The organism is Streptomyces sp. NPDC028722, from assembly GCF_040637655.1.
Classification (GTDB): domain Bacteria; phylum Actinomycetota; class Actinomycetes; order Streptomycetales; family Streptomycetaceae; genus Streptomyces.
In genome coordinates this window covers 317,041-340,500 of the sequence record NZ_JBEZWU010000006.1, presented here as the reverse complement: position 1 = coordinate 340,500, position 23,460 = coordinate 317,041, and the positions used below count along the sequence as shown (strand labels likewise).

The 23,460-nt window shown below is 72.5% G+C and carries 21 protein-coding genes; 13 read left to right on the top strand and 8 right to left on the bottom strand.

Translation table 11 applies throughout. From position 1 onward, the window contains the following. Position 1 precedes the first annotated feature (1 nt). The 5 genes from AB0F03_RS13045 (at position 2) to metG (ending at position 7,634) form a co-directional block, all read left to right on the top strand. Positions 2–784: an alpha/beta fold hydrolase gene (locus AB0F03_RS13045; protein WP_361989861.1), complete on the top strand. Its 783-nt coding sequence runs from the start codon at positions 2–4 to the stop codon at positions 782–784. 16 nt (positions 785–800) lie between these two features. Beyond that, positions 801–1,757: an endonuclease/exonuclease/phosphatase family protein gene (locus tag AB0F03_RS13040; protein WP_361989858.1), complete on the top strand. Its 957-nt coding sequence runs from the start codon at positions 801–803 to the stop codon at positions 1,755–1,757. 33 nt (positions 1,758–1,790) lie between these two features. After that, positions 1,791–3,734 (top strand): FUSC family protein, encoded by a 1,944-nt coding sequence (locus AB0F03_RS13035; protein ID WP_361989855.1) that lies wholly within the window; start codon positions 1,791–1,793, stop codon positions 3,732–3,734. 88 nt (positions 3,735–3,822) lie between these two features. Next, entirely contained in the window at positions 3,823–5,772 is a 1,950-nt protein-coding gene (locus AB0F03_RS13030) for a VWA domain-containing protein (protein ID WP_361989853.1), read from the top strand. A gap of 140 nt (positions 5,773–5,912) precedes the next feature. Further along, complete coding sequence (metG, locus tag AB0F03_RS13025; RefSeq protein WP_361989850.1) at positions 5,913–7,634, top strand: methionine--tRNA ligase; 1,722 nt, start codon at positions 5,913–5,915, stop codon at positions 7,632–7,634. A 76-nt stretch (positions 7,635–7,710) separates the two neighbouring features. On the opposite strand, the gene AB0F03_RS13020 is transcribed toward metG, so the two are convergent. Next, positions 7,711–9,054 carry a polysaccharide lyase family 1 protein gene (locus tag AB0F03_RS13020; RefSeq protein ID WP_361989847.1) on the bottom strand — a complete coding sequence of 448 codons (1,344 nt, stop codon included), beginning with the start codon at positions 9,052–9,054 and terminating at the stop codon, positions 7,711–7,713. Positions 9,055–9,225: 171 nt separating this feature from the next. Between AB0F03_RS13020 and AB0F03_RS13015 the strand changes: the two genes are divergently transcribed. Further along, a complete protein-coding gene (locus AB0F03_RS13015) occupies positions 9,226–9,975 on the top strand; it encodes a nucleotidyl transferase AbiEii/AbiGii toxin family protein (protein ID WP_361989844.1) in 750 nt (249 codons plus the stop codon). 69 nt (positions 9,976–10,044) lie between these two features. Here AB0F03_RS13015 and aspS read toward each other — a convergent pair whose 3' ends face one another. Then, a complete protein-coding gene (aspS, locus tag AB0F03_RS13010; protein ID WP_361989841.1) occupies positions 10,045–11,808 on the bottom strand; it encodes an aspartate--tRNA ligase in 1,764 nt (587 codons plus the stop codon). A gap of 174 nt (positions 11,809–11,982) precedes the next feature. On the opposite strand from aspS, the gene AB0F03_RS13005 reads away from it, so the two are divergent. Further along, the gene (locus AB0F03_RS13005; protein WP_361989838.1) at positions 11,983–14,136 is read left to right on the top strand and encodes a SpoIIE family protein phosphatase; all 2,154 of its coding nucleotides are present in this window, start codon (positions 11,983–11,985) and stop codon (positions 14,134–14,136) included. Here the strand turns inward: AB0F03_RS13005 and AB0F03_RS13000 are convergent. From AB0F03_RS13000 to AB0F03_RS12985, 4 genes are all read right to left on the bottom strand, one after another. Beyond that, positions 14,088–15,152, bottom strand: a complete 1,065-nt coding sequence (locus tag AB0F03_RS13000; RefSeq protein ID WP_361989836.1) for an AI-2E family transporter — start codon at positions 15,150–15,152, stop codon at positions 14,088–14,090. The two genes, AB0F03_RS13005 and AB0F03_RS13000, sit on opposite strands and share 49 nt — an antisense overlap. Before the next feature lie 131 nt (positions 15,153–15,283). Then, positions 15,284–15,661 carry a hypothetical protein gene (locus AB0F03_RS12995; RefSeq protein ID WP_361989833.1) on the bottom strand — a complete coding sequence of 126 codons (378 nt, stop codon included), beginning with the start codon at positions 15,659–15,661 and terminating at the stop codon, positions 15,284–15,286. Beyond that, positions 15,661–16,332 carry a hypothetical protein gene (locus AB0F03_RS12990; protein WP_361989831.1) on the bottom strand — a complete coding sequence of 224 codons (672 nt, stop codon included), beginning with the start codon at positions 16,330–16,332 and terminating at the stop codon, positions 15,661–15,663. The genes AB0F03_RS12995 and AB0F03_RS12990 overlap by 1 nt, the downstream gene beginning before the upstream one ends. After that, a complete protein-coding gene (locus AB0F03_RS12985; protein ID WP_361989829.1) occupies positions 16,323–16,898 on the bottom strand; it encodes an RNA polymerase sigma factor in 576 nt (191 codons plus the stop codon). Before AB0F03_RS12985 ends, AB0F03_RS12990 begins: the two co-directional genes overlap by 10 nt. A 154-nt stretch (positions 16,899–17,052) precedes the next feature. On the opposite strand from AB0F03_RS12985, the gene AB0F03_RS12980 reads away from it, so the two are divergent. The 5 genes from AB0F03_RS12980 (at position 17,053) to AB0F03_RS12960 (ending at position 19,567) form a co-directional block, all read left to right on the top strand. Continuing rightward, the gene (locus AB0F03_RS12980) at positions 17,053–17,535 is read left to right on the top strand and encodes an Asp23/Gls24 family envelope stress response protein (RefSeq protein ID WP_361989826.1); all 483 of its coding nucleotides are present in this window, start codon (positions 17,053–17,055) and stop codon (positions 17,533–17,535) included. 73 nt (positions 17,536–17,608) lie between these two features. Continuing rightward, positions 17,609–17,779, top strand: coding sequence for a hypothetical protein (locus AB0F03_RS12975; RefSeq protein ID WP_361990024.1), 171 nt, complete (start codon positions 17,609–17,611; stop codon positions 17,777–17,779). Then, positions 17,776–18,189, top strand: coding sequence for an Asp23/Gls24 family envelope stress response protein (locus AB0F03_RS12970; protein ID WP_361989823.1), 414 nt, complete (start codon positions 17,776–17,778; stop codon positions 18,187–18,189). The genes AB0F03_RS12975 and AB0F03_RS12970 overlap by 4 nt, the downstream gene beginning before the upstream one ends. A 52-nt stretch (positions 18,190–18,241) precedes the next feature. Next, positions 18,242–18,928 carry a DUF6286 domain-containing protein gene (locus tag AB0F03_RS12965; protein ID WP_361989821.1) on the top strand — a complete coding sequence of 229 codons (687 nt, stop codon included), beginning with the start codon at positions 18,242–18,244 and terminating at the stop codon, positions 18,926–18,928. Between the two features lie 30 nt (positions 18,929–18,958). After that, entirely contained in the window at positions 18,959–19,567 is a 609-nt protein-coding gene (locus AB0F03_RS12960; protein WP_361989818.1) for an alkaline shock response membrane anchor protein AmaP, read from the top strand. A 153-nt stretch (positions 19,568–19,720) separates the two neighbouring features. On the opposite strand, the gene AB0F03_RS12955 is transcribed toward AB0F03_RS12960, so the two are convergent. Further along, complete coding sequence (locus AB0F03_RS12955) at positions 19,721–20,692, bottom strand: pirin family protein (RefSeq protein ID WP_361989816.1); 972 nt, start codon at positions 20,690–20,692, stop codon at positions 19,721–19,723. Positions 20,693–20,815: 123 nt separating this feature from the next. Continuing rightward, entirely contained in the window at positions 20,816–21,301 is a 486-nt protein-coding gene (locus AB0F03_RS12950; RefSeq protein ID WP_361989813.1) for an SseB family protein, read from the bottom strand. 287 nt (positions 21,302–21,588) lie between these two features. Here AB0F03_RS12950 and AB0F03_RS12945 point away from each other — a divergent pair, with 287 nt between their 5' ends. Beyond that, the gene (locus AB0F03_RS12945; RefSeq protein ID WP_361989810.1) at positions 21,589–23,415 is read left to right on the top strand and encodes an acyl-CoA dehydrogenase; all 1,827 of its coding nucleotides are present in this window, start codon (positions 21,589–21,591) and stop codon (positions 23,413–23,415) included. Positions 23,416–23,460: the final 45 nt, after the last annotated feature.

The window sequence follows — 23,460 nt, the reverse complement described above, 5'->3', positions numbered from 1 at the left end:
CATGCCCCCCTGCCTCGCATACGAGGACAAGGGTCCCGGAACGTCCTCCCGGGTTCCCCTCGTCCTGGTCCACGGACACCCCTTCGACCGCACCATGTGGCAGCCGCAGCTGGCCGAGTTCGCCGCCGGCCGCCGGGTGATCGCCCCCGACCTGCGCGGCTACGGCGCCTCCCCCGTCACCCCCGGCGCGGTCCCGCTCTCCCGGCACGCCCAGGACATCACCGCCCTCCTGGACCACCTCGGCGTCGACACCTTCGCCCTCGCCGGCCTGTCCATGGGCGGCCAGATCGTCATGGAGTGCGCCGGCCGCCTCGGCGACCGCGTCCGGGGCCTGGTCCTCGCCGACACCTCCGCCGCCGCCGAGACCCCCGACGGGCGGCGCGCCCGCTGCGCCATGGCCGGCCGGCTGCTCGCCGAGGGCATGCGCGGCTACGCCGACGAGGTGCTGGAGAAGATGGTCGCCCCCTGTGCCCGCCCCGAGGTCAAGGCGCACGTCCACCGCATGATGACGGCCACCTCCCCGGAGGGCGCCGCGGCCGCCCTGCGCGGCCGGGCCGAACGCCCCGACTACCGCGACCTGCTGACCAGGGTGAGCGTGCCCGCCCTCGTCCTGGTCGGCGCCGACGACACCTACACCCCCGTCCCCGACGCCGAGGCCCTGCACGCGGCCCTGCCCGACTCCGTCCTGCACGTCATCGACGGCGCCGCCCACCTGCCCAACCTGGAGCGACCCGAGGAGTTCAACCGCGCCCTGGCCGCCTTCCTGGCACGGCTCGACGGGTGATCGTAGGCTCGTCCCCGTGACCCAGCACCGCGGACGCAGGCCCGGCGCCTGGTGTGCCGGTCTGCTGCTCGCCGGGGTGAGCGCGGTCATCGGCTGCCGGATCGCCGGCACCGACGCCATCACCCCCGTGCCCCAGCTGCTCGCCTTCCTGCCCTGGCTGCTCGCACCGGCCGTGTTCGCCCTGCTGTGCGCGCTGCTCACCCGCTGGTGGACGGGCCTGGTTTGGGCGATCGCCGTCCTCGGCCTGCTCGCCTGGTACCTGGAGCCGTACGGCAGGACCGCCGAGCCCGACGGCCCGCCCCTCGCCGCCCTCCGCGTCCTCACCGCCAACGTCGAGTCCGGCCACGCCACCCCCGCCCTCGCCCGTGCCGTGCGCGACCGGCACCCCGACGTCGTCTTCGTGCAGGAATGCGACGCCGGCTGCCGGGCCACCCTGGAGCACGGCACCGGCACCCGCTACCCGCACCGCCGGGCCGTCGAGGCGGACGGCTCCCGCGGCTCCCTCGTCCTCAGCCGCTACCCGCTGACCCCGGCCCCCGGTGTCCACGGCACCCTGGGCATGCCCGGCGCGGTCGCCGACGTCCACGGCCACGCCGTACGCCTCCAGCTCGCCCACCCCATGCCGCCGCTGCCGGGCCAGGTCGGCGTGTGGCGCCGCGAACTCGGCCGGCTCCGCGCCTTCGCCGCCGCCGGCCCCCGCACCCCCACCGTCCTCGCCGGCGACTTCAACGCCTCCCAGGACCACGCGGCCTTCCGGCACATCCTCGACACCGGCCTGACCGACGCGGCCCGTCTCACCGGGCACGACCGCGTCCCCAGCTGGCCGTCGCGCACCGCCTCCGTCATCGGCGTCCAGATCGACCACGTCCTGGTCTCCCGGGACTTCACCGCGGCCGGCACCCGATTCCTGCCCCTGGCCGGCACCGACCACCGCGCCCTCGTCGTGGACCTCACCCTGCGCCGGCGCACCTGAACCGGCCGCGATCGAACCGGCCATAATGGGCGCATGTCCCGAGAGTTCCCCATCGGCCTCACCCCTCCCGACTGGCTGGTCCGGAACCTCAGACCCCAGCAGGCCCCGCTCAACCGGCCCGCCCTCGCCCGCGCCGCCCTCGGCATGTCCCTCCCCCTGGCTCTCGGCCTCGCCGCCGGCTACCCCGCCTACGGCGCCCTGGCCTCCATGGGTGCCCTCTCCGGCGTCATCGGCGACACCGCCGACGCCTACCGCATGCGCATCCTCAACATCGCCGTCCCGCAGCTCTTCGGCGCGGCCGGTGTGGCCCTGGGCGCACTGGTGCAGGGCCACGGCTGGTACGCGGTGGCCACCGTCACCGGCGTCGCCCTGCTCTCCGGCATGATCTCCACGATCGGCGCGGTCGCCTCCGTCTCCGGCCTGCTGCTGCTCCTGAACTGCGTGATCGGCGCGGGCCTCCCGCTGCCCTCCCCCTGGTGGGTGGCCCCGACCCTGATGACCGGCGGCGGCCTGCTGATCCTCCTGCTCGCCCTGGCGGCCTGGCCCCTGCGCGCGGGCGTCCCCGAACGCGCCGCGGTCGCCGCCACCTACCGCGCCGTCGCCGCCCTCCTCACCGCCGCCGGCACGGACCGCGCCGAGGAGTACGAGGAGGCCCGCCGCACCGTCACCCAGTCCCTGAACCAGTCCTACGACCTGATCCTGGCCCGGCGCGCCCGCCACCACGGCCGCAGTCCCGAACTGACCCGGATGCTGGCCCAGTTGAACGCGATCACCCCGCTGATCGAGGCGGCCCCCGCGGCCCACCTGGCCGCCCGCCCCCTCCCCGAGCCGATCCCCGCGGCACTGCACCGCCTGGCGGACGCCGTCGAAACCGGACGGACACCCCCCGCCCCCCTCGCCCTCCCCCTCCCCACCACGGAGACGGCCCGCGCGGTCGACCACGCGCTGCGCCACGCCGCCGAGGTCGTCGCCCATCCCGACGTCGACCCCCGCGGCACCGACGACCGCCTCGGCCGCCCCGCCGCCCTGCGCGTCCGCACCGCCCGCGCGGCACGCGACGTCGTCCTGTCCGCCAACTCCTGGCGCTACGGCGTGCGCCTCGCCCTCTGCATCGGCATCGCCCAGGCCCTGGTCTCCCTCATCCCCGTCCCCCGCTCCTACTGGGTCGCCCTGACCATCACCTTCGTCCTCAAACCCGACTTCGGCTCGGTCTTCTCCCGCGCCCTGCTGCGCGCCCTCGGCACGGTGGCCGGCCTGGTCGTCGCCGCGGTCGTCCTCGCCGAGGTCCCGCTGGGCTGGTGGGACGTCCCGACGCTCTTCCTCCTCGCCCCCCTCGTCCCGGCCCTCACCCCCCGGGGCTACGGCTACCAGACCGCGGCCATCACCCCCGTGATCCTGCTCCTCTCCGACATCCTCAACCACAAGGGCACGGCCCTGCTGCTCCCCCGGCTGACCGACTCCCTGCTGGGCTGCGCCATCGCCCTGATCGCCGGCTACCTCCTGTGGCCCGAGAGCTGGCACACCCGTGTCGGCGCCCGACTGGCCGACGCGGTCGCCGACACGGCGGCCTACGTCGAAGCGGCCTTCGGACCCACCCCCGACCCCGCCGCCCGTGCCCGCATGCGCCGCCGCCTCTATCGCGACCTGTCCGTCATCCGCACCGAGTTCCAGCGGGCCCTGACCGAGCCCCCGCCGACCGGCCGGCGCGCCGCGGCGTGGTGGCCGCTCGTCGTCGCCGTCGAACGCGTCGTGGACGCCACGACAGCGGCCCGCGTCCGCGTCCGCCACGGCGCCGCGGCCCCCTCCAGCGTCGAGATCGCGCAGGTGACCCTGCAACTGCGCGAGCTGTCCGAGGCCGTGCGCGGCGCGGAGACCCTGACCGCCGTCCGCACCGACCTCACCGGCCCCGCGGGCAGCGTCCTCGAACCCCTCCGCCAGGAGCTGGCCGCGGCCCGCTCGATCGCGTCCCCGCACTGACGCGGACCGGCCATCCGGGGCCGCTAACCTTACGTGTCCGTCCTGGCCAGTGATTTAAGGGATACAACTCACGCGAAGGGTTGCGCACATGGGCATTCTCACTCTCCTGCGGAACGCGTTCGGCCGCTCACGCAAGGCACGAGCCACCGAGGCGGAGGGTGCGGACCGGTCCCCCGAGCGCACCCCCGCCCCCACCACCCCGGTCCTCACCGACGAACACGAACTGGTGGCAGCGGCCTTCGACAAGGTAAAGACCTCGGCCCCGACGGGGACGGCGACGGAGCAGAGCTCCGGGGCGGCCGAGCCGAGGGTCGCTACTGAGCCTGCGGAGCCGGAGGTCGCTACTGAGGCTTCCGAGGCGCCGGTTACCGATGAGCCTGCCAAGCCGGTGGTAACGGCCGAGACCGGTGCGGCTCACGAGGCTACCGTCGCCGCCGAGGCGAGGGGGGCCTCCGAGGCCGAGGTCGCCAGTGAGATCGACGAGGTTCACGAGCCTGTGGTCGCGGCCGAGGCGATGGAGGAGACCGAGCCGGGGGTCACCGATGAGACCGGTGGGGCTCCCGAGGCTGTGGTCACCATCGAGGCGAATGGGGCCTACGAGGCTGAAGTCGCCGCCGAGACCGACGAGGCATCCGAGCCTCAGGTCGCCCCCGTGACCAAGGAGGAGACCGAGCCTGCGCTCACGGCTGACGCTGACGTGGCGGCCGAGAAGGACACCGAGCCTGAGGTCGCGGCCGAAGAGAAGGCCGAGCCTGAGGAGGGGGCTCAGGTGACGGCCCCGGCCGAGGACGCGGCCGAGGAGCCGCCCACGGCTGAGGTCGGTCCGGAGTCCACCGAGCAGCCGTTCACGGCCGAGGCGCGGACCGAGGCAGAGCCGGCCGGCACGGAGGCCGCCGGGACGACGGCCGAGGACACGGAGACGCCCGCAGCGGCGGCCGAGGAGGCCGAGCGCACCGCTCCGGCCACCGACGCGGAGCCCGAGCAGTCGGCGCCCGAACCGGAGTCGAGCGCGAGCGAGGACACCCCGGGACCGACGGCGGCCGAGGCCGTCACCGAGGAAGAACCGGAGACGACGACCCCGCGGGCCGCCGACGGCGAGGACGCCCCGCAGGGGCCACCCGCACTGGACGACGCGACCCGCACGGGTGGTGCGGGTGGGAACACGGACGCCGAAGGCGCAGCCGAGGCGGACCCGCACCCGGAGCAGCCGCAGGCCGCCGACGGCGAGGACGCCCCGCAGGAGGCACCCGCACCCGACGACGAAACCCGCACGGGTGGTGCGGGTGGGAACACCGACGCCGAAGGCGAAAGCGAGGCCGAGGACGAGGCCGAGGACGAAACCGAGACCGAGACCGAGGCCGGCAAGGCGACCCCCGCCCTCCCCCTCGCGGAGCTGAAGCGTGCCGCCCCCGCCCTCGCATCCGCGTACCAGGCCGCGGCAGCCACCCTCGAGAAGACCGACCTCACCGGCACCCGAGCGAAGCTCTACCTCGTGCTGGACCGCTCCGCGAGCATGCGCCCGTACTACAAGGACGGTTCCGCCCAGGCCCTCGCCGACCAGACCCTCGCCCTCGCGGCCCACCTGGACCCGCAGGCCACGGTCCACGTCGTCCTCTTCTCCACGGAGGTGGACGGCACCACCGATCTCACCCTCACCGAGGACCACGAGACGAAGATCGACGACGTGCACGCCGGCCTCGGCCGCATGGGCCGTACCAGCTATCACGCCGCCGTGGACGCCGTACTCGCCCACTACGACGAGAACGCCGCCCCCGGCACCCCGGCCCTGGTCGTCTTCCAGACCGACGGCGCCCCGGACGCGAAGACCCCGGCGACCCAGTCCCTCACGAAGGCCGCGGCCGGCCACCCCGCCGTCTTCTTCTCCTTCGTCGCCTTCGGTGAGCACGACAACAAGGCCTTCGACTACCTCCGCAAGCTGAAGGCCGGCAACACGTCCTTCTTCCACGCCGGCCCGACGCCCCGCGAGCTGACGGACACCGAGCTGTACCAGGGCGTACTGGCCACCTGGCGCCCGTGACCAGCCGGTCACCCACCACGCCACCGCCCCGCGCGACCCGGCCGCCCCTTCCCACCCTGCAAAACGGGAAGCGGGCGGCCCACCCGTCTCGGCTACGATTTCAAGGTTCGTACAATCCCCCGACCTGGGAGCAGCCCGCGATGGCTCGACACCTCATCACCAGCGCCCTTCCGTACATCAACGGGATCAAGCACCTGGGCAACATGGTGGGGTCCATGCTCCCGGCGGACGTGTACTCCCGGTATCTCCGCCAGCGCGGCCACGAGGTCCTGTACATCTGCGCGACCGACGAGCACGGCACCCCCGCCGAGCTGGCCGCGAAGGAGCGGGGCTTGCCGGTGGACGAGTTCTGCGCGCAGGCGCACGACGCCCAGAAGGCGATCTACGACGGCTTCGCGCTGGCGTTCGACTACTTCGGACGCAGCTCCAGCCCGCAGAACGTGGAGATCACCCAGCACTTCGCGCGGAAGCTGAACGAGAACGGCTTCATCGAGGAGCGGGCGATCCGCCAGGTGTACTCCCCGGCCGACGGCCGTTTCCTCCCGGACCGTTACGTCGAGGGCACCTGCCCGCACTGCGGCTACGACAAGGCCCGCGGCGACCAGTGCGAGAACTGCACCCGCGTCCTGGACCCGACCGACCTGATCGACCCGCGCTCGGCGATCTCCGGTTCCACGGACCTGGAGGTCCGCGAGACCAGGCACCTCTTCCTGCTCCAGTCCAAGCTCCAGCACGAGGTCGAGGCTTGGGTCGCCCGGCACGAGGACGACTGGCCGCAGCTCGCCTCCTCCATCGCCCGCAAGTGGCTGACCGAGGGCCTGCACGACCGCGCGATCACCCGTGACCTCGACTGGGGCGTTCCCGTGCCGGCGGACACCTGGCCGGAGCTGGCGGCCGAGGGCAAGGTGTTCTACGTCTGGTTCGACGCCCCGATCGAGTACATCGGTGCGACGAAGGAGTGGGCGGACACCGCCCCCGACGGGGAGACCCGGGACTGGAAGTCCTGGTGGTACGAGGCGGACGACACCGTCCGCTACACCGAGTTCATGGCGAAGGACAACGTCCCCTTCCACACCGTGATGTTCCCGGCCACCGAGCTGGGTGTGCGCGAGCCGTGGAAGAAGGTCGACTACGTCAAGGCGTTCAACTGGCTGACGTACTACGGCGGCAAGTTCTCCACGTCGCAGAAGCGGGGCGTCTTCACCGACCAGGCGCTGGACATCCTGCCCGCCGACTACTGGCGTTACTTCCTGGTCGCCAACGCCCCCGAGTCGGACGACTCGTCCTTCACCTGGGAGCACTTCACCGCCACGGTGAACAAGGACCTCGCCGACACCCTCGGCAACTTCGTCAACCGCGTGCTGTCCTTCTCCCGCAAGCGCTTCGGCGACGACGTACCGGCCGGCGGCACGCCCGGTGAGGCGGAGGCGCGGCTCGGTGAGGAGATCGCCCGGCTGCTCGCCGAGTACGAGGAGCAGATGGAGGCCCTCCAGTTCCGCAAGGCCGCCGCGGCGCTGCGCGCCCTGTGGTCGGCCGGCAACTCCTACCTGGAGGAGAAGGCCCCCTGGCTGGAGATCAAGACGGACAAGGACGGCGCGGCCCTCACCCTGCGTACGGCGATGAACCTGATCCACCTGTACGCGGTGGTCTCCGAGCCGCTGATCCCGGCCAGCTCGGCGGTGATGCGCGCGGCGTTCGCCCTGCCGGACGACACCGCCGCCTGGGTCACCGCAGACGAGGCGAAGGCCCTGGCCTCCGTCCCGGCCGGTACCCCGTTCACGGTGCCACCGGTGCTGTTCGCCAAGCTGACGGACGAGGACCTGGCGACGTACAAGGAGCGTTTCGGCGGCGACGAGGGCTGACCGCGCCGCGCTGAGGCCCGCTGAGGGCGCCGAGCCGGGTGCTCGGCGCCCTTTCGCATGACCGGGAGCTACCGGGTCACTTCAGTACGCCCGCACCCGTGCTCGTCGCCAGTTCCGCCGGGAGGTTCTTCGCCGACGTCTCCAGGCCCGCGGTGAGCGTCGGGGTCCAGTTCACCGTCGCCTTGATCTTCTTCGAGGAGGCGGCGTTGTACGCGGCGACCAGGTCGGTGGCCGTGCCGTTGACGAGGTTGCCGCTGCCCGCGACCGAGCCGGTGCCGTCGCCGCTGAGCAGCTTGGCGACCTTGCCGCCGGACGGCACCGTCCAGTAGTTGTCCTCAGCGACGACCTGAGCCGTCGCGCGGGAGTCGATGCTGTACAGGGGCGCGTAGCCGTCGACGGCCGTCGTGTCGTACACGTTGTCGTAGACGTGGATCTGGCCGATGCGGGCGAGCGGGGCGCGCTGGACGATGCCCTTCCACACGTTGTGGTGGAGGGAGACCCGTAGCTTGCCGGTGCTGTCCTTGTCGCTGGAGCCGATCAGCATCGTCTTGTCGTGGTCGGAGAACCGGTTGCGTTCGACGGTCACCAGGTCGGAGCCGTTGGTGATGTCGAGGGCGCCGTCGTGGATCTGGTACTCGCGGCCGAAGTACTTGGGGTTGGCCCGGTCGAGGTGGGGCGCGTCGGTGAACGTGTTGTGGTCCGCCCACACGTGCGTGGCGCCGCGCAGGGTGACGGCGTCGTAGGCGGAGTTCCAGTTGCCGTCGTCGCCGTCCGTCGGGTCCCACTGCGGGAAGCAGTCCTCGGTGGCGGAGAAGGCCAGGTTGCGGATGATGACGTTGTCGACGCCCTTCACCTGGAGGCTGCCGCCGGTGATCCCGGCGCCGGTGCCGGGCACGCCCACGATCGTGGTGTCGGCGGGCACCTTGAAGACGATGTTCTTCGCCTGCTTGTCCTGGGCGGCGGCGCGGGCCTTCTCCTGGGTGCCGGAGGGCAGCTCGGAGCGGCCGTAGGTGGCTGGGTCGTACGCCTTGAGGTAGGCCGACAGGGAGTACCCGGTGCCGGCCGCGTAGTCCGCGCAGGTCAGCTTCTTGCCGCTGTCGTCGGTGTTGGCGTCGATGGTGCCCTTGACCTTGATGACGCGGGGCGCGGTGTCGGAGGCCGAGCCGAGTGCCTTCACGAGCTGGGCGCGGCTGGTGACGGTGTAGGTGTGCGCGGAGTCGGCCTTCGCGCCGCCGGTGGTCCCCGTGCCGGCGGCGGCCCAGCCGTCCTTGGCGGGGAGCGACCGGTGGTACAGGTCGACGGCGTCGGCGTTCGCGGTCATCACGAACACCCCGGCGCCGGCGCCGGCCGCCACGACGGCGGCGGCCACGGCGAGGGTGCGCCGCCCACGGAGGGACCGGCGGTGGGAGGGAGCTGCCACGGAGAAGTCCTTACGGGTCTGCTGAACGAGTCTTACGCTCCCTCAGTGGCCGCCGCGCGCCGGAAGGTTGCCGCCGGACGGCGCACTTCTTTCGGGTGATCCGTGGCGTCCGGCGGCCTCGCGGCACCGGGCGTCGCGTGTGCGTGCCGGGAAGCCGGAAATGATCTCCCCGTGGACATCCCCGAACCTCATCACCGCCTCCTCGCGGACGTCGTCCCGGCGGGCGGACCGTACGGCCTGGTGCTCGCCGGCGGGTACGCGCTCCAGGCCCATGGGCTGCTGCGGCGCCCGCACGCCGATCTCGACCTCGCCACGGAGAGTTCCGGGGCCATGGAGGACATCGCCGCCGCCGTCGGCGCGGCGCTGGAGGCGCGGGGGCGGCAGGTGCGTACCGGCGCCGGCACCGCGCTCACCGCGCAGCTGACGGTCACCGACCCGGTGAGCGGCGAGGAGTGCGCGCTCACGCTGCACAGGGAGGTGTTCTGGCAGCCGCCGGAACTCACCGGGTACGGCCTGGCGCTCTCCCTGGAGGACGCGGTCGGTACGAAGATCCGCGCGCTGTACGACCGGGGCGCGGCCGTCGATCTGGTGGACGCGCGGGCGGCGGCGGCCCGGTTCTCCCTGCCGCGGCTGGAGGAGCTGGGGCGCCGGCACGCCCACGACCCCTTCGACCTGCCCACTCTCCAGTCCCGGCTGACCGGCACGGACTTCTACGCCGACGCCGATTTCCTCCGCCTCGGGCTGGACGGTGAGCGGATCGCCGCCCTGCGCGCCTGGGCCCAGCACTGGTCCGACGACATCGCCGAACGGCTGCTGGAGGACGGGGCCTCTCCGGACGACGAGGACGAGGACGAGGACGAGAGCGGGGCCGAGGCCGGGGGCGACGACACCGACTCGGCCGGCCCGGGCGCCGGCGTCTGACGGCGGTGCGCGCCGATCCGTCGAGAGCGGGTCAGGACGGACCGGCGCGCTGCGGCACTGGCGTGCCGCCTACTTCGGCTGCGGCTTCCTGATGCTCAGGTGCAGCTCGCGCAGGCGGGACTCGTCCAGCTCGGTCGGGGCGCCCATCATCAGATCCTGGGCGTTGCCGTTGAGCGGGAAGGCGATCGTCTCGCGGATGTTGGGCTCGTCCGCGAGGAGCATGACGATACGGTCCACGCCCGGGGCGATGCCGCCGTGCGGCGGGGCGCCGAAGCGGAACGCGCGGAGCATGCCCGCGAACTCGCGCTCGGTGGTCTCGTGGTCGTAGCCCGCGATCTCGAAGGCCTTCAGCATGATGTCCGGCTCGTGGTTCCGGATCGCGCCGGAGGACAGCTCGACGCCGTTGCACACGATGTCGTACTGCCAGGCCAGGATGTCCAGCGGGTCCTGGTTCTCCAGCGCGTCCATGCCGCCCTGCGGCATGGAGAACGGGTTGTGCGAGAAGTCGATCCGACCGGTCTCCTCGTCCTTCTCGAACATCGGGAAGTCGACGATCCAGCAGAAGCGGAAGACGTTCTCCTCGAAGTGGCCGGCCCGCTTGGCGGCCTCGACGCGGACCGCGCCCATGATCTTGGAGACCTCGTCGAACTCGCCCGCGCCGAAGAAGACCGCGTGGCCGGGGGCCAGGGAGAGCCGCTTGGTCAGCTCCGCGACGTTCTCCTCGGTGAGGAACTTCGCGATCGGGCCGGACAGCGCGCCGTCCTCGCCGACGCGGACCCAGGCCAGGCCCTTCGCGCCCAGCGTCACGGCGAAGTCGCCGAGCTGGTCGAAGAACTTGCGCGGCTGGTCCTGGACCGCCGGCACCGGCAGGGCGCGTACGTGCTTGCCGGCGAACGCCTTGAACTCCGAGCCCTCGAAGACGTCGGTGATGTCCACCAGCTCCAGCTTGGCGCGCAGGTCCGGCTTGTCGGAGCCGTACTTGAGCATCGCCTCACGGAACGGGATGCGCGGGAACGGGGAGGTGACGTGGCGTCCGCCCCCGAACTCCTCGAACAGCTCGGTCATCAGCTGCTCGATCGGCCGGAAGACGTCCTCCTGCTCCACGAAGCTCATCTCGACGTCGAGCTGGTAGAACTCGCCCGGCGAGCGGTCGGCGCGGGCGTCCTCGTCGCGGAAGCAGGGCGCGATCTGGAAGTAGCGGTCGAAGCCGGAGATCATCAGCAGCTGCTTGAACTGCTGCGGGGCCTGCGGCAGGGCGTAGAACCGGCCCGGGTGCAGCCGGGAGGGGACCACGAAGTCGCGGGCGCCCTCGGGGGAGGTGGCCGTCAGGATGGGGGTCGCCATCTCGTTGAAGCCGAGCGCCGTCATCTTCTGGCGGATCGCGCCGATGACCGCCGTACGCAGCATGATGTTGCGGTGCATGCGCTCGCGGCGCAGGTCCAGGAAGCGGTACTCCAGGCGCCGCTCCTCGTTGACCCCGTCCTCGGTGTTGATGGTGAAGGGCAGCGGCTGGGCCGCGCCCAGCAGCTCGACCTCGGCGACCTCGACCTCGATCTCACCGGTCGGCAGGTCGGGGTTGACGTTCTCGGTGCCGCGGGAGACGACGCGGCCGTCGACGCGGACCGTGGACTCCTTGGAGATGCTGTCCAGGGCCTCGTACGCGGGGGTGCCGGGACGGGCGACCAGCTGGGTGATGCCGTAGTGGTCGCGCAGATCGATGAAGAGGATGCCGCCCAGGTCGCGCCGATTGTGCAGCCATCCGCTGAGCCGGACGTCGGTGCCGACGTCAGAGGCGCGGAGCTGGCCGCAGGTGTGGGACCTGTACCGATGCATCGTCGTTCATCGTCCTTCGTGGTGGGGTTTCTCCCGCCGGCTCTCCGACCGGCGGGAACGGGCACGGGGCCCGGACCCGTCAAGGGTACCGGGCAGCCCATGATCGGCTCCCCACCATTACCGTCCGCCCGTCTACAGTGGCAGTCAACGGTCATCTCTTCCTAAAGTAGGGCAATGCGCACAGGCGAGCCGCTCCCGTCCGTCGAGGACGTCCTCGCCGCCCTCGCGACCGGGATGTGGCACTGGGACACGGCAACCGGGCTGGTCACCGTGGACGCGGAGGCGGCCCGGCTGCTCGGGCTGCCCCCGGAGCCGGTCACCCTCACCGAGACCCAGACCCGGGCCCGGCTGCACCCGGCCGACTGGAACGAGATCACCGGCGTGGTGCCGCTGGCGGTCGCCGAGGGCACCCTCGCCGAGGTCCGGATCCGGATCATGGACGAGCAGGGCGACGTCCTGCGGGTCGTCCGCAGCCGCTCCAAGCCGTCGTTCGACCCCGAGCGGCGGGCGTACGAGCTGATCGGCACCCTCCAGGAGGTGACCGAGCCGATCCCGGGCACGGCAGCCGCCCGCAGCGCGGTCACCGGCGACTGGCGGCGCTCCCGGGAGGCGTTCCTGCTGGACGCCGGCCGTGCGCTGGCCGAGGCCCGGTCGACGGAGGAGGTGCTGCGGGTCGCGGGCGGCCTGTCGATGCCGGGGTTCTCCCCGGACGGGCTCGTCCTGTTCGGGGTCGAGGGCGACCGGCTGACCATCACCGGCCAGCACGGGCACCAGCCAGGTGACATGGGCCCCTTCGCGTACATGCCGCTGAGCACCGACTACCCGGCGGCCGAGGTGGTCCGCACCGGCCGCGCGGTCTACCTGTCCTCCCCCGAGGAGTACAAGGCCCGCTACCCGGCCACCTGGCCGCTCGCCCGGCACTTCGCCCGCCGGTCCTGGGCGTTCCTGCCGCTGACCGTGGCCGGGCGCACCATGGGCACCTGGATGGCGGCCTTCACCTATCCGGTGGCGTTCACGCCCGACGAGCGGGCCGTGCTGGCGACCGTCGCCCGGATGCTCGCCCAGGCCCTGTCCCGGGCCGGCACCGCCGAGTCCGAGCGGGAACTGACCGACGGCCTCCAGCGCTCCATGCTGCCGTCGCTGGGCCCCGAGATCCCTGGCATGCGGGTGGCCGCCCGCTACATCCCGACCGGCGGCGGACTCCAGGTCGGCGGCGACTGGTACGACATGATCCCGCTGCCCTCGGGCCGGTTCGCGCTGGTCATCGGCGACGTCCAGGGCCACGACGTCCGCGCGGCCGGACTCATGGGCCAGCTGCGCATCGCACTGCGCGCCTACGCCGCCGAGGGACACCGCCCGGACGCCGTCCTCTCCCGCGTCTCCCGCTTCCTGCACGGCATCACGCACGACGAGGAGATGACCGACCCGCGGTTCGCGACCTGCCTGTACGGCGAGGTCGACCCGGCGACCGGGATGCTGGAGATCGCCCGCGCCGGGCACCCGCACCCGGTGATCCGGATGGCCGACGGCACGGTGATGCTGCGGCCGACGACGGGCGGCCTGCCGCTGGGCATCGACCCGGACGCCGACTACCCGACGACCCGGTTCGCCCTCGAACCCGGCGAGACGCTGATGCTGTGCACCGACGGCCTGATCGAGACCGGCGGACACGACATGGCCAGCGGCTGGCACCGGCTGCGGGCGATCCTGGAGGACCACCGGGACGACCTGGAGGCGCTGGCCGACGCGCTGGTCCACGGCGTGCACGGGCCGTCCTCGCACCACACCACCGGCCCGCTGGCCGACCGCCGCGAGGACGACATCGCGCTGCTGCTGCTCTGCCGGCCCGGCGAGGACGGCGGCTGCGGGACCACCGACGTCCGGGGCACGGCCGTACGGCCCAGGGTGCGGCGCACCCTGCTGTCGGTGGGGCAGGACGAACCCGAGCGGATCGCCGAGGCCCGTCAGTACCTGCGCGACCTGCTGCACGACTGGGCGTCGGCCGAGCAGGTGGACTCGGCGGTGCTGCTGGTCTCCGAGATGGTCACCAACGTGCTGGTGCACACCGACGCCGACGCGCTGCTGCTGGCCGAGGTCACGGGCGAGGGCGGCGGACGGCGGCTGCGGGTGGAGGTCTTCGACACCGGCGACGACCTGCCGCACAAGCGCCGCCCCGGCGAACTGGCCTCCTCCGGCCGCGGCCTGATGCTGATCGGACTCCTCGCGGACGCGTGGGGGGTGGACCCGCGGGGCGAGGGCAAGAGCATCTGGTTCGTCCTCTATGAGCCGCCGGACGCGTCGGCGGACGGCCCGGGCCCGGCCGTGTGACGTTCCTTCAGCTCCCGCACGACCCCGAAGGCCGCCGCGGTCAGCGGGACCGCGAGGAGCATGCCGAGGACGCCCGCGACGGAGGCGCCCGCGGTGATCGCCAGCAGCACCACGGCGGGGTGCATCTGCACGGTCCGGCTCTGGATCACCGGCTGGAGCACATGTCCCTCCAGCAGCTGCACGGCGAGCACCACCGCGAACACCCACAGCGCGATGACGAACCCCCGGTCGGCGAGGGCGACCAGCACGGCCACCGCACCGGAGACGAACGCCCCCAGATACGGGACGTAGGCGCCGACGAAGACGAGCGCGCCCAGCCCGACCGCGCCGGGCACCCTGAGGACGAGCAGGCCGACGGTGATGCACAGGGCGTCGATGAGGGCGATGAGAGTGGTCCCGCGCATGAACCCCTCGACGGCGGCGAAGGCCCGTCGGCCGATGGCCTCGACGGTGTCGGCGGTGTCACCGGGCGCGAGGGACCTCGCGGCGGCCACGGCCCGGTCGGAGTCGCGCAGGAAGAAGAAGACGAGGAGCAGCGCGAGCACGGCCATCGCGCCGGTCTCGGCGACGACACCGGCCCCGCTGATGACGTTGGACACGGCGGTGCCGCCGAACTTGCCCAGCAGGGTGCGCGCGTTGCCGGAGAGGTCGCCCAGCCTGGCCCCGGAGGCCCCGAAGTGCCGCGTGACGCTGTGGGCGGCGTCGCGGAGCGAGGCGGCGATCTGCCCGCCGGTGTCGATCAGCGCGGCGACGATGATGTACAGGGCCCCGCCGACGACGGCCACCACGGCGACGCAGGTCAGCCCGGCCGCGACCGACGGCTGCACCCCGGCCCGCACCATCCGCCGGTACAGCGGCCCGAGCAGCGCGGTCCCGAGCAGCGCGAGCAGCACCGGCGTGACGGCCGTACGCAACTCCGCGCACAACCGCACCCCCACCCAGCCCACCCCGGCGACGAGCAGCAGCACGACACACCAGGCAGCGAACCGGCGAACGGCCGCGGGCAACAGAAGCACACCCCCACCCGACCACAGACCCCGGCACCTGTCCTACGACGCGGGGCCGGGCGGGTGAGCCGGCGGGAGAGACGACTCCGCCGGCACGGGGTCCGCCGGCCGGGATCGCCGTGCGGAGGACGACCCGGCACTCATGCCACCTCGCGCCGGGGTCCGACACGGGTCACCGTGACCTCGACCGTGACCCGCTCCACGGCACCGAGGGCGGCGAGGTGGGAGATGACGGCCGCCGCCACCCGGTCGTGGACGTCCCGGGCGATGTCCAGCGCCCGCCGGCCCTCGTCCAGGACGCAGCGCACCTCGATGTGCCATCCCGAACCGTCCGGCGCCCGGTCGGCGCGGACACCCGCCTCGGGCGACGTGCGGTGAGGCGCGGTGTCCGTCCGGGTGGGTGTGGCGGCTGCCGCGAGGCGGTGGGCGAGGCGGGGGTGCAGTCCGGTCACACCGGGGGTCGCGAGGGCCGCCTCGGCCGCCACGCCGAGGAGCGTGTTCGGGCGGACGGCGGTCATCACGTACCCCCGCCGGCCGGGAGGCCGCGATCGAGGGGTGGCTCCGGCTCGAGCACGTCGAACACGGTGATGTCGACGGCCGTCACGGCGAGCCCCAGGTCCTGTCCGGCCGAGTCGAGGACCGATCGGCGTACCTGGTGGACCCGGTGGGGCAGCGGGTGGTCGAGAGCGGCGGCCAGCGTCATGGTCACCCGCACGTCGGTGCCTTCGCCCTCGGGCACGAGCCGGCAGGTCGCGGACCTGGCACCGGGGACGGTGTCGGCGGCCTGCCGCAGCACCCTCGCGGCGGCGCTCTCGGCGATCCGCAGGTCGCGGTCCGGGTCGGGCAGGGGCAGCAGCCGGCCGAGCCGCACCTCCGCCCTGACGATGTCCATGACCCGGCCGGCGAGTGCGTGCAGGCCCGGGGTGCCCTCGGCGCGCAGCGCCCGGGTGGCCGCGTCCACCGGGGCCAGTCCCTCGACGGCCTCGTGGCAGTAAGGGCAGGAGACGGTGTGCGGGTCCGCGGCCGGCGGCGCGTCCCGCGCCTGCTCCCAGACCCGGCTGAGCAGGCGGCCGCAGGGCAGCACCTCGTCACCGGTGAACGGGGGCCCGTCCTCGGCGGCCGGGCCGGTGCGGGGTCCGTCCGCCTCGGGGGCCGGGGAAAGCCGTGCGTTCGGGTCGTCTAGCGCCATGGGCGCATCGCCTCCTGCAAGGATCGGCGTGCCCTGTACAGTCTGCCGCGCACCGTCTGTTCGCTGCTCCGTGTCACCTGGGCTATCTCCCGGTAGGACAGGCCCTGCACCTCGCGCAGGATCCAGCAGATCCGCTGCCCGGCGTCCAGCTCGAAGAGCGCCCGGGACAGGGCGGCGGTGGCCGCTTCCTGCTCGGCCGTCCGGGCGGGCTGGCTCCAGGCGTTCCCCGCCTCGGGTTCGGCGACGGCGTCCAGGGGCAGGGGCGGTGGCCGGCGGCGGCGCATGGTCAGACAGCGGTTGACGGTGATCCGGTACATCCAGGTGCGGAACTCCGCGCCGTGGCGGAACTCCGGCAGTCGCCGCCAGGCGCTGACGAAGGCGTCCTGAACGGCCTCCTCGGCGTCCTGCGGATTGCCGAGCATGTGGCGGGCCAGGGCCAGGAGGGGCCGGCCGTGCCGCTGGACGAGAACGGCGAAGGAATCCTCGTCCCCATCGGCCGCACGTACGGCCAGCAGCCGGTCCGGCAGGTCGTATCCCAGCCGTGGGGCAACAGTGCGTTCGGTCATGACGCTCCCACGCAGGCTCGGAACCGACGGGTACCCCCGGCCAGGTGTGTGATGCACATCACACACCGTGGATGTGAGGACTGTGCCGCCCCGCGTGTCCAACCTTTCGACGGACGCCGCACCGGTGTCCGGCCGACCGATCGAGGCGACCGCCATGACGGAAAACATCACCAGCGTCGGCGGGGGCGGCAGGTCCGATGCGGGCGTGAGCGCGCTCAAGGGCCGTACCGGGGCCGGGGCTCCGGCCGAGACACGGGGGAGGACCACCATCGCGGACGGCGTGGTGGCCAAGATCGCGGGCATGGCCGCCCGCGAGACCTCCGGGATCCACAACCTCGGGGCGGGCTTGTCCCGCACCTTCGGGGCGATGCGGGAACGCGTCCCCGGCGGAGGCGCAGCCGTCACACGAGGGGTGAAGGTCGAGGTCGGCGAGCGCCAGGCCGCCGTGGACCTGGACGTCGTCGTCGACTACGGCGTCTCCATCGTCGACGTCGCCGGCGACGTACGCACCAACGTGATCGGCGCCGTGGAACGGATGACGGGACTCGAGGTCGTCGAGGTGAACATCGCCGTCGACGACGTCCACCTTCCCGACGAGAGGGAGGAAGCCGAACCGGACGAGAGCCGCGTGAGGTGATCCACCGCCGCGCCCCGGGCGGGCGCGGGTCATCGCGGGAACGGTGACGTACGTTCGCGAGACGGGTGAGTGCATGATGAACGCAGCAACCACAGGCCTCGTGGCCGGTATGGCCCTGGGCTTCGCCGGCTACTTCGGCGGCTTCTGGGCCTTTCTGCTGGTTCTGGTCCTGGGGACGGCGGGCCTGATCGTCGGCCTCGCCGTGCAGGGCGACCTCGACCTCCGGACACGGAGACAGCGGTGAGGACCGGGCCCGGTTCCCCACCCGTCGGCGAGGGGTCCGGCCCGCCGGAACGGGCCGCCGGCCTGCCGCCCCCGGCCGAACGGGGCGCCACCGTCATCCCGGGCAGGGTGGTCGCCCGTATCGCCGTCCAGGCCGCACGCACGGCCCAGTCGCGGCGCGCCGCCGTGCCGGCCGACCGGAGCGCGCCGATGACGCCGAGCGCCTCCGCCGCCGTCGGCGCCGGATCGGTGCGCGTGCATCTGACCATGGACCTGCCCTATCCCACCGACATCCCCCGTGTCTGCGAGCGGATCCAGCAGGACGTCGCCGAACGAGTGGCACGGCTGACCGGTTTCCGGGTGGGAGAGGTCACCCTCACCGTCCGACGGCTGCTGACCGCCGCCGACGCGGGCCGGGGGCGGGTCCGGTGAGAGGCCGCGCAGCCCGGGTCGCCGGGTCCGCCGTGCAGGAAGGGGCTCCGTGATGACACCCGACCCGGGTCCTCCCGGCCCCGGCCCCGGCTCCGCCCCGTCCGCGCACGGGGCCACGGTTCCGTCGACGAAGGAGCCTGTTCCGCCCGAACGCGACGCGCCCGCCGAGAAACTGACCACCGGTGAGCACGGCAGAGGGCGCCGGACCCACCGGCCGTGGTCAGCGCGCCGCATCCCGGCCGCGCTGGTCGCCTCGGCGATCCTCGTGGCGGCGGTCGCGGCGCTGGTCGACGTCATCGCCGTACGGGTGGGACGCCCGGCGGCGGCCTGGCGACGGCAGCTGGCCGGCGAACTGGCCACACGCTCCGTGGACGACGTCTGGATGCTGGCGGGAGCCTCCTTGGCCGCCGCCCTCGGCGTCTGGCTGATCGTCCTGGCCCTCACCCCGGGGCTCCGCCACTGGCTGCCCCTGCGCTCCCCCGCGCCCGGCGTGCGGGCCTCCCTGGACCGCGACGGCGCGGCCGAGCTGCTGCGCGACGCCGCTCTGCGGGTGCCCGGCGTCGGCAGGGCCCGCGTCCGGGTGCGCCGCCATCGCGTCAAAGCCCGCGCGGACGTCCGCTTCCGCGACCTCCGGCAGGTGAAGGACGACCTCACCGCCATCCTCGGTGAGGAACGTGACCGGCTGGCCCTCGCCCGCCCTCCCCGCATCGTCGTACGGGTGCGGCGACGCACCGACTGACCGAGAACCCGCACACCGGGAGCCCGCACCATGACGCCGCGACACGTACTCAACCGCAGTCTGCTGGCCCTCACCGGACTGGTCCTGCTCGGCGGCGGACTGCTCGTGCTCTTCGCCGGACTCGACCTCTACCGGCGACACGATCTGCTCCCGCCCGGCGGCTGGCCCCTGACCACCGCGGACGACGTCCTGCTCGGCTCCGCCGACCGGGCCCGCTGGAGCAGCCAGGGCTGGTGGTGGTGGCCCGCGGTCATCGCCGCACTCGCCCTCGTCGCCCTGCTCGCCCTGTGGTGGCTGCTCATCCAGCTGCGCGGACGCCGCCCCGGAGCACTGTCCGTCGGCGGCTCACCCCCGCAGGAAGGCGTCGAACTGCGCGAACGCGCGCTCAGCGACGCGATCGCGACCGAGACCGGCGCCCTGCCGGAGTCCGAGCACGCGGCCGTTCGCGTCACCGGCCGGTCCACCCACCCCCGCGCCCACGTCCGGCTCACCCTCACCCCGCAGGCCGCACCCGGCGCCGCTCTCGGTGCCCTCTGCGAAGGCCCGCTCCGCACCGCCCGTCGGTCCACCGGCCTGCCCGACCTGCCCACCGAGGTCCGTCTACAGGTCGCGTCCCGCAGACCGCACCGCGCGGAATGAGGAGACCGGACGTCCCCGTGTCCGCGCGCTCCCCACGGACGAACGCATCGCCGGTCACCGGCAGAAGGCCAGGTCACCGAAGCGCGGCAAATGATTACCGCGGGTCGATGACCTGGCCCGTCAACACTGGGGGTGACCCCGCCAGGGAAAGCCCTACAGCCCGCCCTCGGACATCCCGTGGACGGCCGGGACGGTGCCCAGGCGGCCCTTCTGGAAGTCCTCGAAGGCCTGCTGGAGTTCCTCGCGGGTGTTCATGACGAACGGGCCGTAGTGCGCCATGGGTTCACGGATCGGCCGGCCGCCCAGGAGGACGACCTCCAGGTCCGGGGTGTGGGCGTCCTGCCGCTCGTCCGCGCGGACGGTCAGCGAGGAGCCGGCGCCGAAGACGGCCGTCTGGCCCATGCGGACCGGGCGGCGCTCCGCACCGACCGCGCCGCGGCCCGCGAGGACGTATGCCAGCCCGTTGAAGTCCTCCCGCCAGGGCAGGGTGATCTCCGCGCCCGGCGCGAGGGTCGCGTGGACCATCGTGATCGGGGTGTGGGTGATGCCGGGACCGGCGTGGCCGTCCAGCTCACCGGCGATGACGCGCAGGAGCGCGCCGCCGTCGGGGGAGGTGAGCAGCTGGACGTTGCCGCCGCGGATGTCCTGGTAGCGCGGCGCCATCATCTTGTCCTCGGCAGGGAGGTTCACCCACAGCTGGAGGCCGTGGAAGAGGCCGCCGGACACGACGAGGGACTCCGGCGGCGCCTCGATGTGCAGCAGGCCCGAACCGGCCGTCATCCACTGGGTGTCGCCGTTGGTGATGGTGCCGCCACCGCCCTGGCTGTCCTGGTGGTCGAAGATCCCGTCGATGATGTACGTGACCGTCTCGAAGCCGCGGTGCGGGTGCCAGGGCGTGCCCTTGGGCTCGCCCGGCGCGTACTCCACCTCACCCATCTGGTCCATCATGATGAACGGGTCGAGGTGGCGGTAGTTGATCCCCGCGAACGCCCGGCGCACCGGGAAGCCCTCGCCCTCGAAACCGCTCGGCGCGGTCGTGACGGTGAGCACGGGACGTGCCACGGCGTCGGCGGGAGCGGTCACACGGGGCAGCGTCAACGGGTTCTCGACGGTCACTGCAGGCATGGGTACCTCCTTGGCACGGGCCCACTTTAGTTGACGATTGAACTTCTTGCATCCCAGAACAAGAAAGACCCGGAGGGCATTCCCTCCGGGCCACTCGTCCGGCCCGAGTTCGGACAGGGTCGGTCAGCCGCCGTACATCCGGCGCATCGCGAAGTCCACCATCTGCTCGACGGCCTTCGCGTCGAAGACCATCCGGTGCTCGCCCTCCATGTCCAGGACGAAGCCGTAGCCGGTCGGCAGCAGGTCGATGACCTCGGCGCCGGTGATGACGAAGTACTTGGACTCCTTGCCCGCGTACCGGCGCAGCTCCTTGAGGGAGGTGAACATCGGGATCACCGGCTGCTGGGTGTTGTGCAGGGCCAGGAAGCCGGGGCTGTCGCCGCGCGGGCAGTACACCTTGGAGGTGGCGAAGATCTGCTGGAAGTCCTCGGCGGCCAGCTGGCCCGTGGTGAAGGCGCGCACCGCGTCCGCGAGCGAGGGCGGGGACGGCTCCGGGTAGAGCGGCGGCTGCTGACCGTACCCGCCCGCATCGCCCGGCATCTGCTGCTGCGGCGGGGCGTACTGCTGCTGGGCAGTGCCCCCGTCCATCGGCTGGCCGTATCCGTACATGCGCGCAAGCGTACCGAGGCGGCGGCCCGGGAAGGTCCCCGTCCGGGGCAGGGCGCCGTCCCGGAGCGCGCGGGGTGGCCGTACCGGGCGGTCGGCCGCCTTCCACGGGTCCGCCCGGCCGAAGGACGGCCCTGTTCACAGGCACGCCCGGGTAGACCCTTCTCACACTTCGGCCGACAGGGGTTGCTTCTTATTACCGGCGGGTAGCATCATCGGAGCTACTTGTTGGTACGTGAACTAGGTGCGAGGAGTCAGTGCCTCGCCGATCTCTCAACGGAGCCGTCGCCATGGGGCACTACAAGTCGAATCTCCGCGACATCGAGTTCAACCTCTTCGAGGTACTCGGGCGCGACAAGGTCTACGGCACCGGCCCGTTCGAGGAGATGGACGTCGAGACCGCCAAGAGCGTCCTGGAGGAGCTGACCCGCCTCTCCGAGAACGAACTGGCCGAGTCCTTCACCGACGCGGACCGCAACCCGCCCGTCTTCGACCCGGAGACCAACACCGCGCCGGTCCCCGCGTCGTTCAAGAAGAGCTACCAGGCCTTCATGGACTCCGAGTACTGGCGGCTCGGCCTGCCCGAGGAGATCGGCGGCACCACCTCGCCCCGCTCCCTCATCTGGGCCTACGCCGAGCTGATCCTGGGCGCCAACCCGGCCGTGTGGATGTACTCCTCGGGCCCCGCGTTCGCCGGCATCCTCTTCGAGGAGGGCAACGAGGTCCAGAAGCACATCGCCCAGGTCGCCGTGGAGAAGCAGTGGGGCTCCACCATGGTGCTCACCGAGCCCGACGCGGGCTCCGACGTGGGCGCCGGCCGCACCAAGGCGGTCCAGCAGGAGGACGGCTCCTGGCACATCGAGGGCGTGAAGCGCTTCATCACCTCGGGTGAGCACGACATGTCGGAGAACATCCTCCACTACGTCCTCGCGCGCCCCGAGGGCGCCGGCCCCGGCACCAAGGGCCTGTCCCTCTTCCTCGTCCCGAAGTACCTCTTCGACTTCGAGACCGGTGAACTGGGCGAGCGCAACGGCGTCTACGCCACCAACGTCGAGCACAAGATGGGCCTCAAGGCCTCCAACACGTGCGAGATGACCTTCGGCGACAAGCACCCCGCCAAGGGCTGGCTGATCGGCGACAAGCACGACGGCATCCGCCAGATGTTCCGCATCATCGAGTTCGCCCGCATGATGGTCGGCACGAAGGCGATCTCCACGCTCTCCACCGGCTACCTCAACGCGCTGGAGTACGCCAAGGAGCGCGTCCAGGGCCCGGACCTGGCCAACTTCCTGGACAAGACCGCGCCCAAGGTCACCATCACCCACCACCCCGACGTGCGCCGCGCGCTGATCACGCAGAAGGCCTACGCCGAGGGCATGCGCGCCCTCGTGCTCCACACCGCCTCGGTCCAGGACGCCATCCAGATCAAGGAGGCGAACGGCGAGGACGCCTCCGTCGAGCACGCGCTGAACGACCTGCTGCTGCCCATCGTCAAGGGTTACGGCTCCGAGAAGGGCTACGAGCAGCTCGCCCAGTCGCTCCAGACCTTCGGCGGCTCCGGCTTCCTCCAGGAGTACCCGATCGAGCAGTACATCCGGGACTCCAAGATCGACACCCTGTACGAGGGCACCACGGCGATCCAGGGCCAGGACTTCTTCTTCCGGAAGATCGTCCGCAACCAGGGCAGCGCCCTGAACTCGCTCGCCGAGGACATCAAGAAGTTCCTCGCGCTCGGCACCGGCGGCGAGGACCTGGCCGGCGCCCGCGAGCACCTGGCCAAGGCCGCCGTGGAGCTGGAGGCGATCGTCGGCCTCATGCTGACCGATCTCGCCGCCACCGAGCAGGACACCAAGAACATCTACAAGGTGGGCCTGAACACCACCCGCCTGCTGATGGCCTCCGGTGACGTCGTCGTCGGCTACCTGCTGCTCAGGGGCGCCGCCATCGCCGCCGAGAAGCTGGCCACGGCCTCGGCGAAGGACAAGGCGTTCTACACCGGCAAGATCGCCGCGGCGAAGTTCTTCGCGGCGAACGTCCTGCCGGGCGTCACGCTCGCCCGCAAGGTCGCCGCCGGCGTCGAGCTGGACCTGATGGAGCTGGACGAGGCCGCCTTCTAGGCGCCGGTCCGGCCCGGCCCGGCCCCGGAGCACAAACCGGAATCC

Bases quoted from the DNA above. Each gene is read 5' to 3' on its own strand.
- AB0F03_RS13045 (WP_361989861.1), top strand. From the start codon at position 2: ATGCCCCCCTGCCTCGCATACGAGGACAAGGGTCCCGGAACGTCCTCC.
- AB0F03_RS13035 (WP_361989855.1), top strand. From the start codon at position 1,791: ATGTCCCGAGAGTTCCCCATCGGCCTCACCCCTCCCGACTGGCTGGTC.
- AB0F03_RS13030 (WP_361989853.1), top strand. From the start codon at position 3,823: ATGGGCATTCTCACTCTCCTGCGGAACGCGTTCGGCCGCTCACGCAAG.
- metG (WP_361989850.1), top strand. From the start codon at position 5,913: ATGGCTCGACACCTCATCACCAGCGCCCTTCCGTACATCAACGGGATC.
- aspS (WP_361989841.1), bottom strand. From the start codon at position 11,808: ATGCATCGGTACAGGTCCCACACCTGCGGCCAGCTCCGCGCCTCTGAC.
- AB0F03_RS13005 (WP_361989838.1), top strand. From the start codon at position 11,983: ATGCGCACAGGCGAGCCGCTCCCGTCCGTCGAGGACGTCCTCGCCGCC.
- AB0F03_RS12995 (WP_361989833.1), bottom strand. From the start codon at position 15,661: ATGACCGCCGTCCGCCCGAACACGCTCCTCGGCGTGGCGGCCGAGGCG.
- AB0F03_RS12990 (WP_361989831.1), bottom strand. From the start codon at position 16,332: ATGGCGCTAGACGACCCGAACGCACGGCTTTCCCCGGCCCCCGAGGCG.
- AB0F03_RS12985 (WP_361989829.1), bottom strand. From the start codon at position 16,898: ATGACCGAACGCACTGTTGCCCCACGGCTGGGATACGACCTGCCGGAC.
- AB0F03_RS12980 (WP_361989826.1), top strand. From the start codon at position 17,053: ATGACGGAAAACATCACCAGCGTCGGCGGGGGCGGCAGGTCCGATGCG.
- AB0F03_RS12975 (WP_361990024.1), top strand. From the start codon at position 17,609: ATGATGAACGCAGCAACCACAGGCCTCGTGGCCGGTATGGCCCTGGGC.
- AB0F03_RS12965 (WP_361989821.1), top strand. From the start codon at position 18,242: ATGACACCCGACCCGGGTCCTCCCGGCCCCGGCCCCGGCTCCGCCCCG.
- AB0F03_RS12960 (WP_361989818.1), top strand. From the start codon at position 18,959: ATGACGCCGCGACACGTACTCAACCGCAGTCTGCTGGCCCTCACCGGA.
- AB0F03_RS12955 (WP_361989816.1), bottom strand. From the start codon at position 20,692: ATGCCTGCAGTGACCGTCGAGAACCCGTTGACGCTGCCCCGTGTGACC.
- AB0F03_RS12950 (WP_361989813.1), bottom strand. From the start codon at position 21,301: ATGTACGGATACGGCCAGCCGATGGACGGGGGCACTGCCCAGCAGCAG.
- AB0F03_RS12945 (WP_361989810.1), top strand. From the start codon at position 21,589: ATGGGGCACTACAAGTCGAATCTCCGCGACATCGAGTTCAACCTCTTC.